Here is an 18,916-nt window from a genome sequence, read left to right as displayed (position 1 = left end):
ACAACGGGCGATTGGTCGAATCAGCCGCACGGTATCAGCCGCGGTATTCGCCGCTTCCGAAACGAGTGTCGATTGCAATTCAGTGTTCGAGAAATTCGGAACCGTCTGCCCGAGGCATCTGGCAACGCCTACAAGTACGCAGCCAAATCTTGCGAGATCAAATCCAAGATTGCTTGGTCACTGGCCGGACGCTCGGGGCTGCCGGGGAAAGTTTGATCGCTGGCGATCTTGCCACGCGAATGCAAGAACATCGCGGCCGAATGCTTGTAGGCGGGGACCGGATCACGAAACGCAAACGCACCGAGGTACTGCAACAAATCGTTCAAACCATAAAACCGCGGGTCATCCTTTTCCCACATGGAATCACGCAGCGCGAATTCGGCTGGGCAAAACGTTGACAATCCCAACAAGTAATCGCTGCCGTACATCACCATGTCGATTGCCAAGTCGTTTCCCGTCAGAACCTTGAAGTCCGGGCGGACTCGATTTCGAAGTTCTAAACGCTGCCATTCCAGGATGCGATCGAGCGATGAATGCTTCGCCCCCAGACAGTTGCCGATTCCCATCAATCGCTCGTACAACGACAGCGAGTAGATCTTTCCAAAGGGAGCAAACATCGTCCCGAGTTCAAACGCGTAGAACTGTTCGCATTCGGAGGCGAGCTGCGAATAGGCGCTGAAAATGGAATCGTCATCGCCGCTGGTCAAACCAAACGACTGGAACAAAATCGGTGTTCCATCGTGACCTTGGACTTGGTTGATGCCACGACGATAGGCGTCGCTGTTGAAGTCATCGCCGGATCGATCGCCGACGAACACGCCGCCGAGATAAGCTCGGTCCTTCGCGATCGCCGAGGTCCGAACCAGAGCTTCTTCGCGAATCTCATCCGAGATCAAATTCGCGTAGCCGGTGTCCATGTTGATGGCCGGCGTCAGTCCCGCGTCGAGCGTCGCCACGACGTGGGATTCAAAACCGTTCCAGTCAATTTCGCCGGTGGAGGTCATCGGCAGCAAGATCGCCGACATGCCGGTGATCTTGCGGTTGCGGATGGGTTGAGGAGCGGATGTCAATTCGGGCAGAGTGGTGGTGTTCATGCCCGAATCGTAACGACCCCGAACCACCGCGTCTTGGAGATTCGGGTGAAATCGCGACTATGCAATTCGGGCAGAACGCCCCGAATCACTCTTTGATTTCGAAAATCGCTTCGATTTCGACTGCGATGCCGCCTGGCAACGCGTTGGTTCCCAGGGCACTGCGAGCGGCCACGCCGGCATCTTCGCCAAAAACGTCGCGGAAAAGTTCGCTGCATCCGTTGATCACGGCGGGCTGAGCGTCAAAGGATTCGGTGCACCGCACCAACCCCAACAATTTCACTAAACGAGAAACCTTGTCCAGCGATCCGAGGTGATTGCGAAGCGTGGCAAGCATGCCCAAACCGGTTTGGCGAGCGGCGTCGTAGCCGACTTCCACATCCATGTCCAAACCGAGACGACCGGTGATCAAGGTCTTGTCGCTTTTCAGCGGACCGTGACCCGACAAATACACCATGTTCCCAACCTGCACGATCGGTTTGTAAACACCCATGGGTTTCGGGGCCGGTGGCAATTCCAGTTTCAGTTCGTCGATGCGTGCGTCGTAGGACATGGGTGCGTCGTTGGGTCAGAGGGCAGAGGATTCAAAATTCAGGAGCGAACATCAAGCATTCGCGTCTCTAAGATGACGAGTCTTCCGCGCCCTTCCAAGATGACGTGCAGGCAACAAAATCGTACAAAATCCGAGATACCCGCACCCGCCAATAAGAAAAGCCCCCACGTAGGCCAGGTTCCACCTGGCGGGGTGACTGGACGTCTATTATTGACCTCGGGTGAGCACTCAAACAACACGACTCGCTTTGTTCCAAAGCATCGGCGAGGATGCCATGTGGAACATGGCCTACGACCCAATCAACGCAGCCAACCACGTAGGCCAGGTTCTACCTGGCGGGGTGACTGGACGACCATCATCGACCTTGCTTGAGCACTCAAATAACACGACTCGCTTTATTTCAAAGCATCGGCGTGGACGCCATGTGGAACATGACCTACGACCCAATCAACGCAGCCAACCACGTAGGCCAGGTTCTACCTGGCGGGGTGACTGGACGACCATCATCGACCTCGCGTGAGCACTCAAATAACACGACTCGCTTTGTTCCAAAGCATCGGCGTGGATGCCATGTGGAACATGGCCTACGACCCAATCAACGCAGCCAACCACGTAGGCCAGGTTCTACCTGGCGGGGTGACTGGACGACCATCATCGACCTCGCGTGAGCACTCAAATAACACGACTCGTTTTGTTCCAAAGCATCGGCGCGGTCGCCATGTGGAACATGGCCTACGCCCCAATCAACGCGGCGAACCACGTAGGCCAGGTTCCACCTGGCGGGGTGATTGGATGCTCTTCATTGACTTTGCGTGAGCACTCAAATAGCACGACTCGCTTTGTCCCAAAGCATCGGCGAGGATGCCATGTGGAACATGGCCTACGGGCAATCATTGCCTATCAAAAACTGGCTCAACACTCCTCTTGCGAACCGTGCAATTCGCGGGGCACATTCTGGCCCGGTCCGTCGGCCGAGTAATGCTGTTCCAGTGCCGCTTCGAATTCCTCGCGAGTTCGCAAACGCGTGAACGCCATTCGAACTTCACGATAATCTGGATGGCTTTGCGAATACTTGATGCAGAACTTTCGCATCAGCAACGGGGCACGCTCGACCGTGTAAGTCTCTTCGCACAACGCAAAGTGTTCCCGCATCACCGCGGCTTGCTCGGCAATCGTCGGCGGTGGTGGCAAGGGTTCGCCGGCCGCGAGTGCTCTCGATTGTTGGAAGATCCAAGGGTTGCCGATGGCTCCGCGAGCGATCGTGACACCGTCGATTCCGGTTTGACGCATCATCTCCAAACCATCGACGGCCGCGAACAGATCGCCGCTGCCGAGGATCTTCAACCGATCGCCAACGTGCTGCTTGACCTCTTTCAAAAACGCCCAGCGACTCGGGCCGATGTAACGCTGCATCACCGTTCGGCCATGCACGGTCACGCCAGCCAACCCGGCGTCGATCGCACCATCAAGAATCTCGAAAAACTGTTCGCGTGATTCGGGAGTGTCATCCATCCCGCGTCGCATCTTGACCGTCACTGGAATGTGGTCCGGCACCACGTCTCGCGTCCGACGGAGAATCTCGATCGCCACAGCGGGCTGAGACAAGTGGAATCCGCCGCGGCATCGTCCCAACACCTTTTTGACCGGGCATCCAAAGTTCACATCGATGACGTCAAATCCGGCCTCGACCAGCTTCAACGCTCCGGCGGAAAACTGCTCCGGCTCCGCCCCCATCAACTGCCCGCCGACGGGATGCTCTTCGTCCGCGATGTCCAGAAAGTGCCGCGTCTTTTCGCGTTTGGTCAGCGACAGAAGGAATTGATCCAGCATCACTTCGCAAATTGTGTAGCTGGCGCTGTGCCGCCGCGCGATCACACGCATCGGCAAATCGCTGTACCCCGAAAGAGCGGCTTGGACGACAGGAAAACCGATCCGCACATTGCCCAGGGACAATTCGTTCCATTCGTATGGAGTGGTCGAGATGGGAGCGGCAGGAGTTTCGCTGCAAACGGTCGTTTCAGAGGCTGGGGAGTTCATGCGAGCAGTTTAGCCCCCCGATGCAAAATCGACGATGGGAAATTGAGCGTCTTCCCTGGCGGTTCTCGCCAGTGGGCAAACCGTTCCACTTCCGTGACAATGTCCGGGCTATGCGCTATGTCGAACTTCACTGCCGGAGCAACTTCAGTTTTCTCGATGGGGCATCTCATCCCGACGAATTGGTTCAGCGTGCCGCGGAACTGGGCTACGAAGGCTTGGCGATCACGGATCGAGAATCGATCGCGGGAGTCGTCCGTGGTTTTTCGCCGGCGCAAGAACTGGGCCTGCAGTACATCGTCGGAACCGAGGTTCATCCGACCGATGCGCCACCAATGGTGCTTTGGCCCACCGACCGTGCCGCGTACGGACGCATGTGTCGGATGCTTTCAACCGGCCGAATGCGATGCGAAAAGGGTCGCTGCGAATTGTCCTTTGAAGACATTGCCGAACACGCACAAGGCATCTTGGCGGGCGTGATCGCCACCGACGAATCGCGTTCGATCGAGGACCAACACGCTCACGTCAATGACTCGCGACAATTCCTCCGGGGCCCCTTTCGAGATGTATTCGATGACCGTGGGTATTTGCTGGCGTCATTCCATCGTGGCGTCGACGATGCGGCCAAAGCAACTTGGTTGCGAAACCTATCGCTCGCCACCGACGTTCCGTTGTTGGCATGCGGCGACGTGCGTTATCACTCCGCCGAACGAATGGCACTTCACGACTGCGTCGTTGCGATCTCGCAAGGCAAATCGGTCGAGCAAATTCAATCTGATCGCCTGGTCAACAGCCAACATCACCTGCGGTCACTGGAAGAAATCGCCGAACTCTATCGCGACGTTCCCGACGCAGTGGCCCGCACGATTGAGGTCGCCCAGCGATGCACGTTCACGCTGGACCAATTGAAGTACGAGTACCCGGTTGAACTCGCCCCCGAAGGCATGACGCCGATCGAACATCTGAAGCGTTTGACATGGGAGGGAGCCCGCGGCCGTTGGCCAAACGGTGTGCCGGAGAAAGTGATTGAGACGCTTCGTCACGAGGTCACTCTGATCGAGGACCTGCAATACGAAGCCTATTTTTTGACCGTGTGGGATCTGGTTCGTTTTGCTCGTTCGCAAGAAATCCTTTGCCAAGGCCGTGGGTCGGCGGCAAACTCCGTCGTCTGTTATTGCCTTGGCATCACCTCCGTCGATCCCACTCACACTGATTTGCTTTTCGAGCGTTTCATCAGTCGCGAACGCGGTGAAGCGCCTGATATCGACGTCGATTTCGAACACCAGCGTCGCGAAGAGGTTTTGCAATACCTCTACGAAAAATACGGTCGCGATCGAGCGGGCATGACCGCGGTTGTGACGTGTTACCGAGCCAAAAGTGCGATTCGAGAAGTCGGCAAAGCCCTCGCGATCTCGCCCGACATCATCGATGCGGTGGCGAAATTGGCGGGCAGCTACAGCCGCAATCCAGAACTACCCGAACGCTGCCGTGACGCGGGGCTGGATCCCGACACTCCGCTGGGACGCCGATTCCTCTACCTGACCGAAACGCTGATCGGGTTCCCACGTCATCTCTCCCAACACGTCGGTGGGATGGTGATGACGGCCGGCAGTTTATGTGAACTGTGCGTGACAGAGAATGCGGCCATGCCAGGCCGCAGCGTGATCCAGTGGAACAAAGATGACCTCGACGACATCGGCATTCTGAAAGTCGACATCCTGGCACTTGGCATGCTTTCCGCGATTCGGCGTTGTTTTGAATTGGTGAAAGATCATCACAACCGCGAGTTGTCACTGTCGACCATCCCGCCGGATGACACACCGACCTACGACATGATTTGCGCCGCCGACACGATGGGCGTGTTCCAAATTGAAAGTCGGGCACAGATGAGCATGCTGCCGCGACTGAAACCTCGCTGCTATTACGACTTGGTGATCGAAGTCGCGATTGTTCGTCCGGGCCCCATCCAAGGCAACATGGTGCATCCGTTCTTGGCCGCTCGCGAAAATCCGGCGGCGGCGAAGTATCCCAACGATGCCATTCGCAAGGTGCTCGAGAAGACGCTCGGTGTTCCGATCTTCCAAGAACAGGCGATGAAGCTGGCTGTCGTTGCCGCGGGTTTCACTCCCGGTGAAGCGGATCAATTGCGGCGAGCTATGGCGGCTTGGCGACGCCCCGGCGTCATCGATCGCTTCCGAACCAAGTTGCTGGAGGGAATGAAAGCGAACGGATTGAACGGTGAGTTCGCTGAAAACGTGTTTCGACAAATTCGCGGCTTTGGCGAGTACGGTTTTCCGGAATCCCACGCCGCGTCGTTTGCTTTGTTGGTCTACGCATCGTGTTATTTAAAACGGCACTATCCGACCGCATTCTGCGCCGCGTTGCTGGACAGCCAACCGATGGGTTTCTACGCACCGGCACAACTCATTCGTGACGCTCAACAACATGGTGTCCAAGTCCTTCCGGTGGACATCAACGACAGCAACATTCGATCCAAGCTGATCCCAGACCTCAACCGGCCGCATCCCAAACTGCGGTTGGGCTTGCAGATGGTTCGAGGGCTCCCCTCAGCGGTCGCCCAAAAGATCATCGTCGCTCGAGACGCAAACGGTCCATTCGCGAATCTGCACGACCTCACCACGCGAGCCAAACTTTCGCGGTCCAATATTGCGACGCTTGCCGATGCGGACGCGTTGGCATCGATCGCGCAGGACCGTCGTGCCGCGGTTTGGCAATCGCTCGCCCAAGACGATTCGGGCGACTCGATGCCTTTGCTGGCGGACCTGGAACCTGATTGCAGTGTTCCAGAGGAATTGGTGCCGATGTCGCCGGCCGAAGAGGTCAAGAACGATTACGCGACGACGGGGCTGAGCCTGAAAGCCCACCCGGTTTCATTCTGGCGAGATGACCTGAATGCCCTGCGATGCAAGCGAGCGTCCGACCTGCCCAAACTGCGCGACGGCGTTCACGTTCGCGTCGCTGGTTTGGTGCTGATGCGTCAGCGTCCCGGGACCGCGAAGGGAATCACGTTCGTGACGATGGAAGACGAAACCGGATCAATGAACTTGGTTCTGTTCGCACAAGTTTGGAAGCGGTTCTTTAAGATTGCACGAGGCAGTGACGCATGGATCGTCGACGGAAAACTCGAGAACAAAAAGGGCGTCATCCACGTCATCGTCGGTCGCGTTGAAGACCTCAGCGAAAAAGCAAGCGGTTTGAAAGTTCCCCGACGCGACTTCCGCTGATCTCATCGCGAGCAAACCGTTGATCGACCGTGTGCCCGTCGATCGTTCTGAAAAGTACAGTTCGCCCGCGTCACTTCCGTATGACGACTTGCAAGCCGCAATGCCGCGACGAAACATCCGCCGGGCATGACGCAAGCAACGTCGCTTCGAATCAGTCTTTTAGACCATCGATCGCGACGACCGACCCGACGGGTTTGTCAAATTCTTCCCCCAATTGCGACACATACAAACGATCGTCAGGACCGAACGCGCAAGAGACAGGACCGTTGAGCGAAACTCCGGTTTCTTCGACCTCAGCTTCGCCTTCGTCGCCAAGTGTCGCAACCAAAACACGACCAGCGTTGGTTTGCTCCAACGACCAATTGTTTTCGACAACAGCGAATTGGTTACCTTCGATATGTGCCAATCCCATCGGGTTGATCACGCCGGGCAATGTCCACTGGGCGGTCGGCTTTTTGGTTGCCACATCCCAACGCACGATCAAACCATCCGCTTCACCACCTTTGCCGGAATACAAAACGAACAATGAGTTCCCTTCCCCGACAACGGTTTGCATGGGTGAGTTGGTTTCGATTCCGTTCTCATCTGCCGAGAGCAACGGCTTCAGCTCTTTCGAGTTCACATCGGCGCTGAGCACCCATGATTTTCCGTCGAAGCCTTGTCCGCAAACGTAGACCGTCGAACCATCTTTGCTCAGACTCATTCCGGTCAGGTTTCCTTCCCCTTTGTCAGCAGGATCGTCTGAGGTAGGAGGAACCGAATTGGTCTTTGTTCCCGAGTCCGCTTTTCCTTTGGCGTCGAAGAACAACAACGTCTCTTCGCCATCGACTTTGCCAGCATCGGTCACGATCAAAGTCGAGTCTGACCAAATCGCGGACAGCGGTCCAACGGCGTACCACTTTTTGCCTTCTTCGTTGGACTTCCAGTGCTCGGTATCGAAACCGGTGACATGGTTGACCGGCTGATCGCCTTTCAAAACGACCACCAAACCGCGAGCGTCACACACGGTCAGTTCACCGTCAGGACTGAAGCTGACGCTGGATGGGTTCACCAATCCACGCAAAACGGTGTCCACTTTGTTCTCAGCGGACGCGGATGAAACCATCGCTCCGGCACATAGCAACGCAGCGGCACAACGACGAATCAATTTGGAAGAAGATTGAAGGCGGGCAAAACGTGGGCGGGAAGTCATTCAGGAAGCTCATTCGATCGAGGCAAGAAAATCGTTTGACAGTGACAGGCAGGTGACAAAGCTCGGCCCATCAAAACCCGTCAGCGGGCATTTGTCTGGAACCATTGCAACCGACAACGGGCGAAGAATGAAGCCCCCTTCGCACTAGAACGATCGATCCAAACAGGGCACCAAAATAGCTGGGCAACCAACAACGCAGCAAAATTGATGCCGCGATGAGCACGAGCTGCAAAACAAAAATCCAATGCAAACTTGTTGAAGAACCGTATTTGATATTCAGCTTCGAACGATCAGGCCCTCGTCTCGTCGGGCATAGGGTTCAACCACTGTCTCGGTCATTCACTATTGAAGTCGAAGAACAGCAGACTCCGTGGCTGTACATTTTTTCACGGCCGTTCTGCAAAACACAGGACAGAATGCTTTCAATGCATTGCGACACATCAGACTGTTAAAAATTGCGGGTTGCTTCCCACCTCCCTCTCCCACCGGATCGCTCCATGAACTTCCATCGATGGAGTCAATCGCTCGCTGCTGCGATGTGCTTGACGCTAGTCTCCTCTGGACTGAATGCCCAAGACGACGCCCCCGCAGGTGTCCTGCATCAACAATTCATTTACGACGAGGCCCCATTCCCGTCCTGTCACGCATCCACCATCTGCCAAACATCCAATGGTTTGGCGGCAGCTTGGTTTGGTGGTGAACGAGAAGGAGCGAAGGATGTTTCGATCTGGGTCAGTGACCACGACGGAAACTCATGGTCGGCGCCTCGGATGGTCGCCGACGGCGTTCAACCCGATGGTTCACGTCACCCGTGTTGGAACCCGGTTCTTTTCCACGCCCCATCCGGCGCCACATGGTTATTCATCAAGGTCGGCCCGAGTCCAAAGGATTGGTGGGGCGAAGTTTTGTTCAGCGACGATAGTGGCAAAACATTCCGCGACCGTACGCGACTTCCTGAGGGAGTCCTGGGCCCGATCCGATGCAAACCCGAATTGGTTGACCATGGCAAGACGTTGTTGTGCGGCAGTTCCACCGAACACGATGGATGGCGAGTTCACTTCGAACGACTGACGCTAACCGGCAAAGCCGACTCTGACGCAGTTTCGGCATCGCACTGGGACCGCGGCGAAGCCATTCACGACGGAAAAGAATTTGCCGCGATCCAACCGACCATCTTAAGATTGGCGGACGGTCGCTTGCGGGCTCTTTGCCGAACCATGCAAAGCGTGATCGTTCAAACGGACTCGAATGACAACGGGCGGACTTGGACCAAGCCAATCGCAACGGACATGCCCAACCCGAATTCGGGCATTGATGTTGTCACGGCGAAGGACGGCCGGCATTGGCTGATTAGCAACCCGCTGCCATCCAAAGAAAATGGCTGGGGCGGACGCAGTCGACTCACGCTGTCGGTCAGTACCGACGGAAAGACCTATCGTGAGGTCGCGGTCTTGGAAAACGAACCCAAGGGCGAGTTCAGCTACCCCGCGATCATCCAAGCGGACGACGGCAAGTTGCACATGACCTACACCTGGAAACGAAAGAAGATCAAACACGTGATCTTCGATCCAAACGCGATCTAAAGTGGATCTCAAGTAGGCCGGACCGGAGCGATAGCGGAGTTCCGGCAGGCACAGACAGACCGCCGTAACTCCCGTTGGTCGGTACGGCCTACATGATGAACACGTCGCTTCCAGGTCACGGCAGAGACCGCCGTGCTACAGTTTTCGTAGGCCGGACCGAAGCGATAGCGGAGTTCCGGCAGTCACAAACAGACCGCCGTAGCTCCCGTTGGTCCGTATGGCCTACGTGATGAACACGTCGCTTCCAGATCACGGTAGGGACCGCCGTGCTACAGTTTTCGTAGGCCGGACCGGAGCGGTAGCGGAGTTCCGGCAGTTACAAACAGACCGCCGTAACTCCCGTTGGTCGGTACGGCCTACGTGACAATCCGTCACTTCCGGGTCACGGCGGGGACCGCCGTGCTACAGCCCACGTAGGCCGGACCGGAGCGATAGCGGAGTTCTGGCAGACACAAGCAGACCGCCGTAGCTCCCTTTGGTCGGTACGGCCTACGTGGCGAACACATCACTTCCGGCTCACGGCGGGGACCGCCGTGCTACAGCCCTCGTAGGCCGGACCGGAGCGATAGCGGAGTTCCGGCAGTTTCAAACAGACCGCCGTAACTCCCGTTGGTCGGTACGGCCTACGGGAAGAACATGTCACGGCGGGGACCGCCGTGCTACGGGTTGGGGCGTCTGCTGATAACGATCGCTTAATTGCCGAAACCAGCTGGCAATTGCATTCCCGGTGGCATGCCTCCGGGAGGGCCAGCGGGAGCTGCATCATTGGCACCTGGTTCCACGAACAATTCGTCGCGGTTGATACGCAACTGACGGTAGGTGGCTTCGGGAATGATATAGTACCAATCGGCGAAACGAGCGTTCAAGTCAGCGACACGTCGCTTGGCAGCGTTCAGTCGATCTTTGCGTTCGTCCAACAAACGAGTGTTGGCTTTCAAGATCTTCTCCTGCTCCGCTTCCAAACGCTCTTGCTTTTCTTCTTCGGTCAGTTCGTCGAAAGTCAGCTCGTCGTCTTCTTCAGCAGGTGCTTCGGTCGCGTCCTCACCAGCAGGCTGGAGAGCCATCTCTTCATCCGCTGCGGCTTCGTCGTCGGCTTCTTCAGCGGGAGTCTCTTTGGATTCATCATCCTGAACCTCGGCTTCACCGGATGGTTCATCCGTCGACTCGTCTTCGTCCTGCGTGATCGCACCCTGGCCTTCACCAGATGCTTCGCCTTCGCCTGTCACCTCCACTTCTTCGGTCACTTCGACTTCTTCTGTGGCTGGTTCAGCTTCTTCCGTCGTTTCCGCGGATGCATCATCCGACTCAGCGGGTTCCGTTTCTTTCATCTCTTCTTCAGCCGCTTCGGTGCTTTCCGGTTTCGCTGGTTCTTCGGTTGTTTCTTCCGTCGCCTCTTCCTTCATCTCGGCTTCGGTATCAGCAGGTGCCTCCGCTTCTTCTTTGCCCACGCCCAACATGGCAGACAGCTCATCGATGGTCTGCGGAACCGGCTGCAAATTCGGAGCGGGGAATTGGTCTTCGTTGACACGAGCGGTGACCAACAGGTAACGGTTCACGCCACCCGCGTCGCCCTCTTCATCGCTGTCACCTTCCTCGGACAAACCTTGGACGTCACCAAACCGCAGCACGTATTCGACGCCTTGATCCACCGTGACATTCAACTCACCGTTGGCCGATAGGACTTCGAATTCGCCTTCGGCGCCCGATCCGACGGGAAAGAACCCGCGAGTGTAAAGCGACTGAACCGCTTCGTTGTCAGAGATCAAATCCTTGTCCGCACGCAGGTTCGCACTCATGCCTTCCGGCTTGCGAACGACATCGACGATTTTCAGATCGTCGAGTGCATTTTTCATTTCGTTCAGCTTGTCTTTGTTGAGCTCCTTGTCAGCTGGCATCTCCACCACCTTGGGCTCAGCCATCGCGTTTTCAGAGTTGTATTCCAACAATTCGTTCAACGCCCAGTCCGCACCATCCATCGCGAATTTCGCGGTGTAGCTTCGTTCCAGAGCAACACTTCGTCCGGAGATCGACGCGGAGTAGTCTTTGACGACGGCTTCCTTGATGTCGATGCTGCTCATCTGCAGCAAGTCATCTTCGATCCAGTCTTGGAACTTGGTCGACAAAACTGTGTCGTCCATCTTCACGACGTACACCGGATCTTGACCGGGTTTGCGAACGTAGATCTTGCCATCTTCGTTTTTGACCGGGTTGCCGATGATCAACGAAGCGAGCGTTTGCTGCGACTCATCTTTGAACGTGACCAAGCGTCCCACACCGGTGTCGCCGACCTGCAAATCTTCCAGCTTGGGTTCAACCACACCCAGCGCCGCATGGTCGCCTTGGTTTTCGGTTTGAACATCCAAGATGTTCAGCCCCACCAACGCATTGGCGGCGTCTCGCATCTGCTCTACCGCGTCGGCTGGATAGCCTTTTCGCGACGGGATCGTCCATTGGCCTGATTCAGAATCACGGCGAACTTCGAACGTTCCGAGTTGCCCCTGTTCCTCATCAAACGTGATGATTTTCAGGTTCGCTGCGGTCAACGGATCCTTGAACTTTTCAAAGAGCGGTTTGCCAGGCGAATAAGGCGATTCGTTTTCAGTCGATGCGGGCCACGCCACAAACAACCCCACGGCGAGCATGACAGCCGCGGCAGCCCAAAACGCTCCGGTCTTCTTTCCTTCGTTCACGATTGCAGTCTCTATGAAATTGTTTGAATGATGGAGGGGTTATTTCAGGCGGCTCTTGCTGATGTTTTCGCGTTCACGCAGACGACGTGAAGCAAACACCATGATGCCGACAATCAACGGCGGGATGCAGGGCAGAACCACCGCGGCCGTTTTGACTTGATTCTGAATCGCGGTGACTTCTTGTTCCGCTTCGCGACGAACGTCTTGGATCTTTTGCTCGCGTTCGTTCTGCAACTTGGCTTGCTGAACTTCTAAGATCCGTTGCTGGTTCGCTTGCTTGATCTGGAACGCGGTCAGCTTTTCACGCAGCACTCCTGGTGAAACCGATCCAGTCTCGCGATCCTTCTGCAGCTCATCGATCTCTTCACGCAACGCCTGCACTTCTTGATCGCTCTTTTCCTGAGCCTCACGAATCGTTTCGTCGTACTGCGTTTGGAATTCACGGCTTCGTTTGCGAACCAAGCTGGCCGCTTCTTCTTTGACCGAATCGATCATTCGCAAGCTGGCGTAGATCGGCTCGTGATTACGAACATCAATGAAGCTGGTGTCGCCAGTCAACCAATCGATCACGTTCAAAGCGAACGTCACGTTTTGGAATTGGAAACGCATGTCCGAGATTTGGTCGGGGTCAGCCCGAATGAGCAAGAACTCAGGCAGGATTATGTCCATGTCCGCGATGTAGACGGCTTTGATTCCGGCGGTTTCTGATTCACTGCCTTCAGCCGACTTGTCCGACTCGATCGCCATCGCGATCGGCACGCTTGGATTGACGCCTTGGATCTCTTGAGCCAACGTCGTTTGTCCCGTCATGACTTGTCCGACGGTTTGCGAAGGCAAGGTTCCCGACAGAGGACCGGTCGAAAGAAGTGCGGTGTGCTTGAGCGTCGCATCCTTCTTTGCATAGACCGCACCGCCGAGAATAGCCAGGACCTGACGCAAGCCGCTGGTGATCGGGCTGTCGTCGCTGAGTGCTTCGCCGGGCTGAACCCCGCGAGCTTGCTCATCGATGAACAACCAAAGTTCGTTGGCTGTTTCGAGGTTGGGGTAAGGATTGTGTTGTTGCCAAACCAACTCGGGGCTGAACAATCCTTGCATACCAGGCTGGCCAGGAACATTCAGTTCCAAAACGTCCCACAGTTGGCGAATGTCGCCTTTGGGTGAAGCACCACCGCCACCGAACATGCCGCCTTGTGCTTGCTTGGCGTCACCGGTTGCGGTCACGTATTGAGCACCAATCGGACGCGGGTCTTCGAAGATCGCCGTTGGAACGCCAGACTGAATCGCAGCGGTCAAACGATCGAATTGTTGAGGGGCCAGCGAAGAAGGCTGAACTGCCACCAAGGCGTCATAGACACCTGGCGTGATCGGGCCAGACAGATCCACTTCTTCGACGTCGTATTGTTTGGCAAGTTCGTCAATCAACGGGTGCTTCTCGACTCGTTGCATCGACATGCCGTTCATAACCGTGCCGCCCATCAAACGAGCGTCGGTGGCGACAATCCCCAATCGCTTTCGCGAACCGCGAGCGACGGTGTTGATGCTGCGAACGAGTTCGTATTCGACAGGAATACCGTATTCAAAAATCGGCACGGTGACTTTCTCGAGCCCCGAACGGAACGCAGCACCCAGGATCAACTGCTTCTGAGTGTACGCCCCTTTTTCGCGGAACATTCGCGTGACTGGCTCAATACCAAAGCGGTCCGCCGCGAGTGCAGCGTCTTCGCTGAACAAGTCAATTCCATCGTACAGATTGACTTCGATCGTGCGTCCGTTCTTGGCCGCTTCGCTGCGGAATTCCTTCAGCAAGTTGACCAGCTCATAACGAGTCTTGGCGTACAGTTCGGGGACTTCTTTACTGATGAACGCGTCGATCACGATCGGTCGATCGTCGTCGAGTTCGCGAATCAGTGTCTTGGTGGCATCGGCCAGCGAGCTGACTTTGCCTTCGGTCATGTCGGCTCGGACAACGTCTTTGCTGCGGAACAACATGACGGCACCGACGGTGAATAGCACCAACGCCAACGCGCGAGCGACGTAGTGCCAAGCCATCGAGTTGCCGTCTTTGCCACCAGTCCAGTGCCGGCGTCCGATCAAAACCATGCAGACGTACAAGGCGACTGCAGCGACCAAAATGAAGTAAATGATCGACGAAGAACTGATCACGCCGCGGCCGAAGTCATCAAACGGACGAGCGATGCCGCTGTCGCGAACCCATTCCGCCACGCGTTGGCTGGGGCTGACCGAATCGGCCAAAGAAGCGAACGCGAGAGGAGCGTTGAACAATGCACCGAGGATGAAGCCCACCGTCAAGTTGCCGGTCAAGAACGAGGCGATCATGCCGATCGCGATCATCGCCAAACCGACGAACCAATAGCCCAGGTAAGTCGTGAAGATCAGCCCCGTGTCCAGGCTGCCTTCGGTGAGGATGGCGAGCGTGGTGAAGGTGCTGAGTTGGCTGAACAACAACGAGGCCGTGAAAATTGCCGCGGCCGACATGTATTTCCCGATCACGATGTCAAAGTCATCCGCGGGCAACGTCAGCAACAACTCGTCGGTGCCTTGTCGTTTTTCTTCCGCCCAAATGCTCATCGTGATGGCTGGGATGAAGACCAGCATGATCACGGGGAACCAGTAATTCAGTTGATCCAGCGTGGCCAAGTTCGAGTTGAAGAACTCGTAAGGCCAAAACGCGGCAACCGAAGTCAGGAACACGAAGATACAAAGGAAGACGTATCCCGTTGGGTTGCTGAAGTAACCAATGAAGTTTCGCTTCATCACCGCAAAGGCGGCTTGCTTGGTGCGGGCCAATGCGGACACGACCATCAGCAAGATCAACAGAAAGACGGCGTCTTTCGTGAGCAAGCTGATCAAGGCCATCGAGACGTTGTTGAGCGCCATGGTGGTACTGGAGAACAGAGGTTGGAGTACTGGATTCAGGAGCGAACGAATCAGAGACGCGAAGAAGGGTCTCGGGTGCCGGGCGTGTGGGTCGGGCCTATCACGCTTGGTCACCAATCCGATCGCGGAAGATCATCGTCAGGGTGTGTCGTTGTTCGGCATTCGACTCGGCCGAGAGACCGAATGGAAAATCAAACAGAGTTTGAATTCAAACTCAAAGCCGAGGCTCAAGCCTTCTCGTCGGGCTCGGATTCGGCTTGTCCGGTCAAGTGATGGAACGCTTCGTCCAAGTCACCTTTACCGGTGGTCCGCAAGCCTTCGACCGAACCGTCGTAGACCATTCGGCCTTCGTTGATCATCACAACGCGATCAGCCATCGCCTCGACTTCTTGCAGAATGTGCGTGCTGAGCAAGATCGTTTTGGTCTCGCTGAGACGTCGCATCGTTTTGCGGACGCCGCGAATTTGGTTAGGGTCCAAACCAGCGGTGGGTTCGTCCATGATCAACACATCGGGCTCGTGCAGCAGAGCTTGGCTCATGCCGACCCGTTGTTTGAAACCTTTGGACAGCTTGCTGATTGGTTTGTACATGACCGACGACAGGTCACAAATGTCGACCACCGCCTCGATCCGATCGCGTTTGATGCGAGGAGACAAACCACGGGCGTCGGCAAAGAATTCCAACATGCCCTTGGGCGTCATCTCGGGGTACAGCGGCCCATTTTCGGGCAAGTAACCCAGACGACGACTGCCTGCGATGCGATCGTCCATCATGTTGTGACCGGCGATCCGAGCGAAACCTTCGCTGGGAGCGATGTAGCCGGTCAGCATCTTCATCGTTGTACTTTTTCCGGCACCGTTGGGTCCCAGAAAGGCCACCAGTTCACCTTCGCCTACACTGAAGGTGACTTCGCGAGCAGCCGCGAAGGGGCCATAGAATTTACTCAGCCCCACCGCTTCGATCATGGGTTTTCGACCGCCCGTTGTGGATTCGGGGGAGGTCGTCGTGTCCGCCGTTGTGGCTGTTGCCATCAGTGTCGTACCCGTCTTCTATCGTGGAAGAAATGGTTCAAGAGCGCTTGCTACGCGGCGGGGCTGCGACCGGTTCGCAATATTTGCCCCGCTCACAATGATTTACCCGCTCGCAACATTGAAACCGCGGGCCGAACAGAACTCAGGCGAGGCCTTCGCGTTTGATGATGACATCCGCACCGGGAGTCAGACGACGCAGCTTGCGGGCGGCTTCGGTCTTTTCCATCGTGCCGGCTTTGACGCGTTGCAACAGGTTGATGGTTTTTTTGCGACGAGCTCGCAGACGAGAAATTTCGCGACGACGTTCGGTTCCTGCCATGAGGATCAATTCCGTTGTGATGAAAGGTGTTTCTGAAATACGGTCCAGTGAGGGCCCCGAGATAAGGGACCGCCTACCCGGACCGCCAGGCGAATCCCGCATTATCGCGCTCGATGGTCAATGCGAAAGGGGTCAATCGGCGGAATCACCGGCTATCATTGGCGTTGTGTCCCTCCCACCCCGATCTCCCCACCTTTCGACGAGCCCTACCGCATGAATCTTTCGCGACAACTTCCTCTTGATCGAAGCAGGCAGACATACCGGAGGGCTCGCGCCCTTCCACTAAAATCCCCAGCGATTGACGGCCAATTGATAGCGGCTGGGCGCGAGCCCTCCGGTTCCCCGTCACCGAAGCCGCGGCGAACCACGCTCGCCCTGCTAGCCACCATTCTGCTCACGGCGTCACAACTCTCACCGACGTTCGCGGCCGATCCCGCTGCCGGAACACCTCGTGACACACCGGCTGGGGCGGAATCTTTGCTGGAGGGAAACCTGGCGGATTCCTGGGAAGGCAGCCTGGATGATTGGACACTGGAGAATGGCGTCTTGATCGGAACAACGGACGGCTCGGTGAAGGTCAATCGCTTCATCACATCGAAAATCGCACCGGTCGAGGACTTTGAACTGGAAGTCGACGTCTGGGTCAGTGCTCGCGGCAACAGCGGTATCCAGTACCGCAGCGAGGTCCGAGAAGACCTGGGGCCGAACGTGATGGTTGGCTACCAATGCGATGTCGTCGCGGCGACTCCGAAATACAACGGCATGCTGTACGAGGAACGCGGCCGCCGCATCTTGTGTCACACCGCCGAAAAAGTCGTCACCGATGCTGACGGGCAAGGCTGGGTCGTGGAATCGTCCGAGCCGCCGAAATTCGCCCCGGAAGCCTGGCACCGATACAAAGTCCGCGTGGTCGGCAACCATCACCAACACTGGATCGATGGACAAAAAACCGCCGAGCACTTTGATTTGGATCCCAACGGCCGCTCGCTCTCCGGTCGCATCGGCGTGCAAGTTCACGTGGGTCCGCCGATGGAAATTCGTTATCGCAATTTCTTTGTCAAACGCCTGACTCCCACAACGCCTCCCAGTGACTCGATGGAAATTCCAGCCGACGCGAAAAAGATTGTGCCGCAGGGTGGATGGAAGAACGCTGGCAAGCGAGACGCCAATCACAAGCTGGTAAAAGCGGAATTGCCCGGCACACGCAAAGTCCACCGGGCTGGACCGATCTGGTTGGCCGGGCAACCAACCGCGGAAGGATTGGCGGCCGCGAAGAAGGCGGGCGTCAAGCGAGTGATCACGCTACGAAGCGAGCGCGAATTGGACTTCGACGATGAAGCTCTGGTGAAAAACGCCGGCCTGGAATTCCATGCGATTCGTTTCGGCGGCCACCAGCAATTGACCGACGAGAAAATCCACGCGGTTTGCCAACTGCTTCAGGCGGCCGACCCGGACAACCAAGCTCTTTTGCATTGTGCGTCGGCGAACCGAGTCGGTGCGATCTGGATCGCTTACCGAGTCCTGGATGGCCGCCAAACACTGGAAAATGCCATCCAAGAAGGCAAGCAAGTCGGATTGCTGGATCCGGACTTGGAAAAGGCCGCGGTCGAGTACGTGAAGCAGCGAAAACGCTGATCCGCGAGCAGTGGAAAGCCCGAAAGGCTGAGCTCTTTACCCGCCGTGACCAAACGTGTCACGGCGGTGGCGATGATATCAACATCGAAGTTTGATTCACCGCCGCCCCGTTCTTTCGGACCGCTTTCCATGTCAGTCGCAACGCTTTCACCCGCCACATTCGACGCCAGCGAACAAGCCACCACCGCGTTCGCTCCTTCCGGTGAAACGTTCGCTCGATCCCACGGCCGAGTTTGCGATCGAGCCAATTCCAAGTGGAGCCCCGCGAAAGTCTTGCGAGCCGCGATGGCGGACAGCGACCGATTCGTCGTGCAATTGGACTATGTCGATTCCAAGGGCAAGCGAACTCGCCGAACCGTCAGCCCCATCCGATTCGCGGCCTCCGACCGTTTTCTCGGCCTGTGCCTGTGCCGCGAAGAGCCTCGTCAATTCCATCTTTCACGCTGCAGCAATTTCCAATTGCTCGACGCGGACGACGTGATCATGCCCGTCGAAATGGTTGAACTGGACTGATCGAACTGGCCAGCTTCGGCAGCTCGACGCGATTTGTGGCTTTGGATCGACGGAGCGATCCGAAGCCAATGACGTAGGACAGGTCACAACTGGGATTGGTCAACGGCCGACCAATGACGGGCTCGCGAGGCC

General features: G+C 56.6%; 12 protein-coding genes. 4 read left to right on the top strand and 8 right to left on the bottom strand.

What is annotated here, in order from left to right; translation table 11 throughout:
• Positions 1 to 128: 128 nt before the first annotated feature.
• The 3 genes from RB_RS02525 to RB_RS02515 all read right to left on the bottom strand — a co-directional run bounded on the left by RB_RS02525 (position 129) and on the right by RB_RS02515 (position 3,681).
• The gene (locus RB_RS02525; RefSeq protein WP_164921398.1) at positions 129 to 1,094 is read right to left on the bottom strand and encodes a dihydrodipicolinate synthase family protein; all 966 of its coding nucleotides are present in this window, start codon (positions 1,092 to 1,094) and stop codon (positions 129 to 131) included.
• Positions 1,095 to 1,179: 85 nt separating this feature from the next.
• The gene (locus RB_RS02520) at positions 1,180 to 1,644 is read right to left on the bottom strand and encodes a RidA family protein (protein WP_007332434.1); all 465 of its coding nucleotides are present in this window, start codon (positions 1,642 to 1,644) and stop codon (positions 1,180 to 1,182) included.
• 912 nt (positions 1,645 to 2,556) lie between these two features.
• Entirely contained in the window at positions 2,557 to 3,681 is a 1,125-nt protein-coding gene (locus RB_RS02515) for a tRNA dihydrouridine synthase (protein ID WP_011118292.1), read from the bottom strand.
• 71 nt (positions 3,682 to 3,752) lie between these two features.
• Here RB_RS02515 and RB_RS02510 point away from each other — a divergent pair, with 71 nt between their 5' ends.
• Complete coding sequence (locus RB_RS02510) at positions 3,753 to 6,923, top strand: error-prone DNA polymerase (RefSeq protein ID WP_164922671.1); 3,171 nt, start codon at positions 3,753 to 3,755, stop codon at positions 6,921 to 6,923.
• A gap of 151 nt (positions 6,924 to 7,074) precedes the next feature.
• Here the strand turns inward: RB_RS02510 and RB_RS02505 are convergent, their stop codons facing one another.
• Entirely contained in the window at positions 7,075 to 8,115 is a 1,041-nt protein-coding gene (locus tag RB_RS02505) for a hypothetical protein (protein ID WP_007340050.1), read from the bottom strand.
• 497 nt (positions 8,116 to 8,612) lie between these two features.
• On the opposite strand from RB_RS02505, the gene RB_RS02495 reads away from it, so the two are divergent.
• Complete coding sequence (locus tag RB_RS02495; RefSeq protein ID WP_164921397.1) at positions 8,613 to 9,698, top strand: sialidase family protein; 1,086 nt, start codon at positions 8,613 to 8,615, stop codon at positions 9,696 to 9,698.
• 692 nt (positions 9,699 to 10,390) lie between these two features.
• On the opposite strand, the gene RB_RS02490 is transcribed toward RB_RS02495, so the two are convergent.
• The 4 genes from RB_RS02490 to RB_RS27695 form a co-directional block, all read right to left on the bottom strand.
• A complete protein-coding gene (locus RB_RS02490) occupies positions 10,391 to 12,388 on the bottom strand; it encodes a DUF4340 domain-containing protein (RefSeq protein WP_011118285.1) in 1,998 nt (665 codons plus the stop codon).
• A 39-nt stretch (positions 12,389 to 12,427) separates the two neighbouring features.
• Positions 12,428 to 15,286, bottom strand: a complete 2,859-nt coding sequence (locus tag RB_RS02485) for a Gldg family protein (protein ID WP_164921396.1) — start codon at positions 15,284 to 15,286, stop codon at positions 12,428 to 12,430.
• Between the two features lie 227 nt (positions 15,287 to 15,513).
• Positions 15,514 to 16,317, bottom strand: coding sequence for an ABC transporter ATP-binding protein (locus tag RB_RS02480; RefSeq protein WP_007329136.1), 804 nt, complete (start codon positions 16,315 to 16,317; stop codon positions 15,514 to 15,516).
• Between the two features lie 142 nt (positions 16,318 to 16,459).
• The gene (locus tag RB_RS27695; protein WP_007329137.1) at positions 16,460 to 16,636 is read right to left on the bottom strand and encodes a DUF6800 family protein; all 177 of its coding nucleotides are present in this window, start codon (positions 16,634 to 16,636) and stop codon (positions 16,460 to 16,462) included.
• Positions 16,637 to 16,945: 309 nt separating this feature from the next.
• On the opposite strand from RB_RS27695, the gene RB_RS02475 reads away from it, so the two are divergent.
• A complete protein-coding gene (locus RB_RS02475) occupies positions 16,946 to 18,271 on the top strand; it encodes a family 16 glycoside hydrolase (protein WP_231846142.1) in 1,326 nt (441 codons plus the stop codon).
• Positions 18,272 to 18,400: 129 nt separating this feature from the next.
• Entirely contained in the window at positions 18,401 to 18,784 is a 384-nt protein-coding gene (locus RB_RS02470) for a WYL domain-containing protein (RefSeq protein ID WP_231846141.1), read from the top strand.
• The last annotated feature ends 132 nt before the right edge of the window (positions 18,785 to 18,916 follow it).

This window comes from Rhodopirellula baltica SH 1 (assembly GCF_000196115.1).
Classification (GTDB): domain Bacteria; phylum Planctomycetota; class Planctomycetia; order Pirellulales; family Pirellulaceae; genus Rhodopirellula; species Rhodopirellula baltica.
The sequence above is the reverse complement of the archived record's forward strand: the minus strand, read 5'-3'. Positions and strand labels throughout refer to the sequence as shown.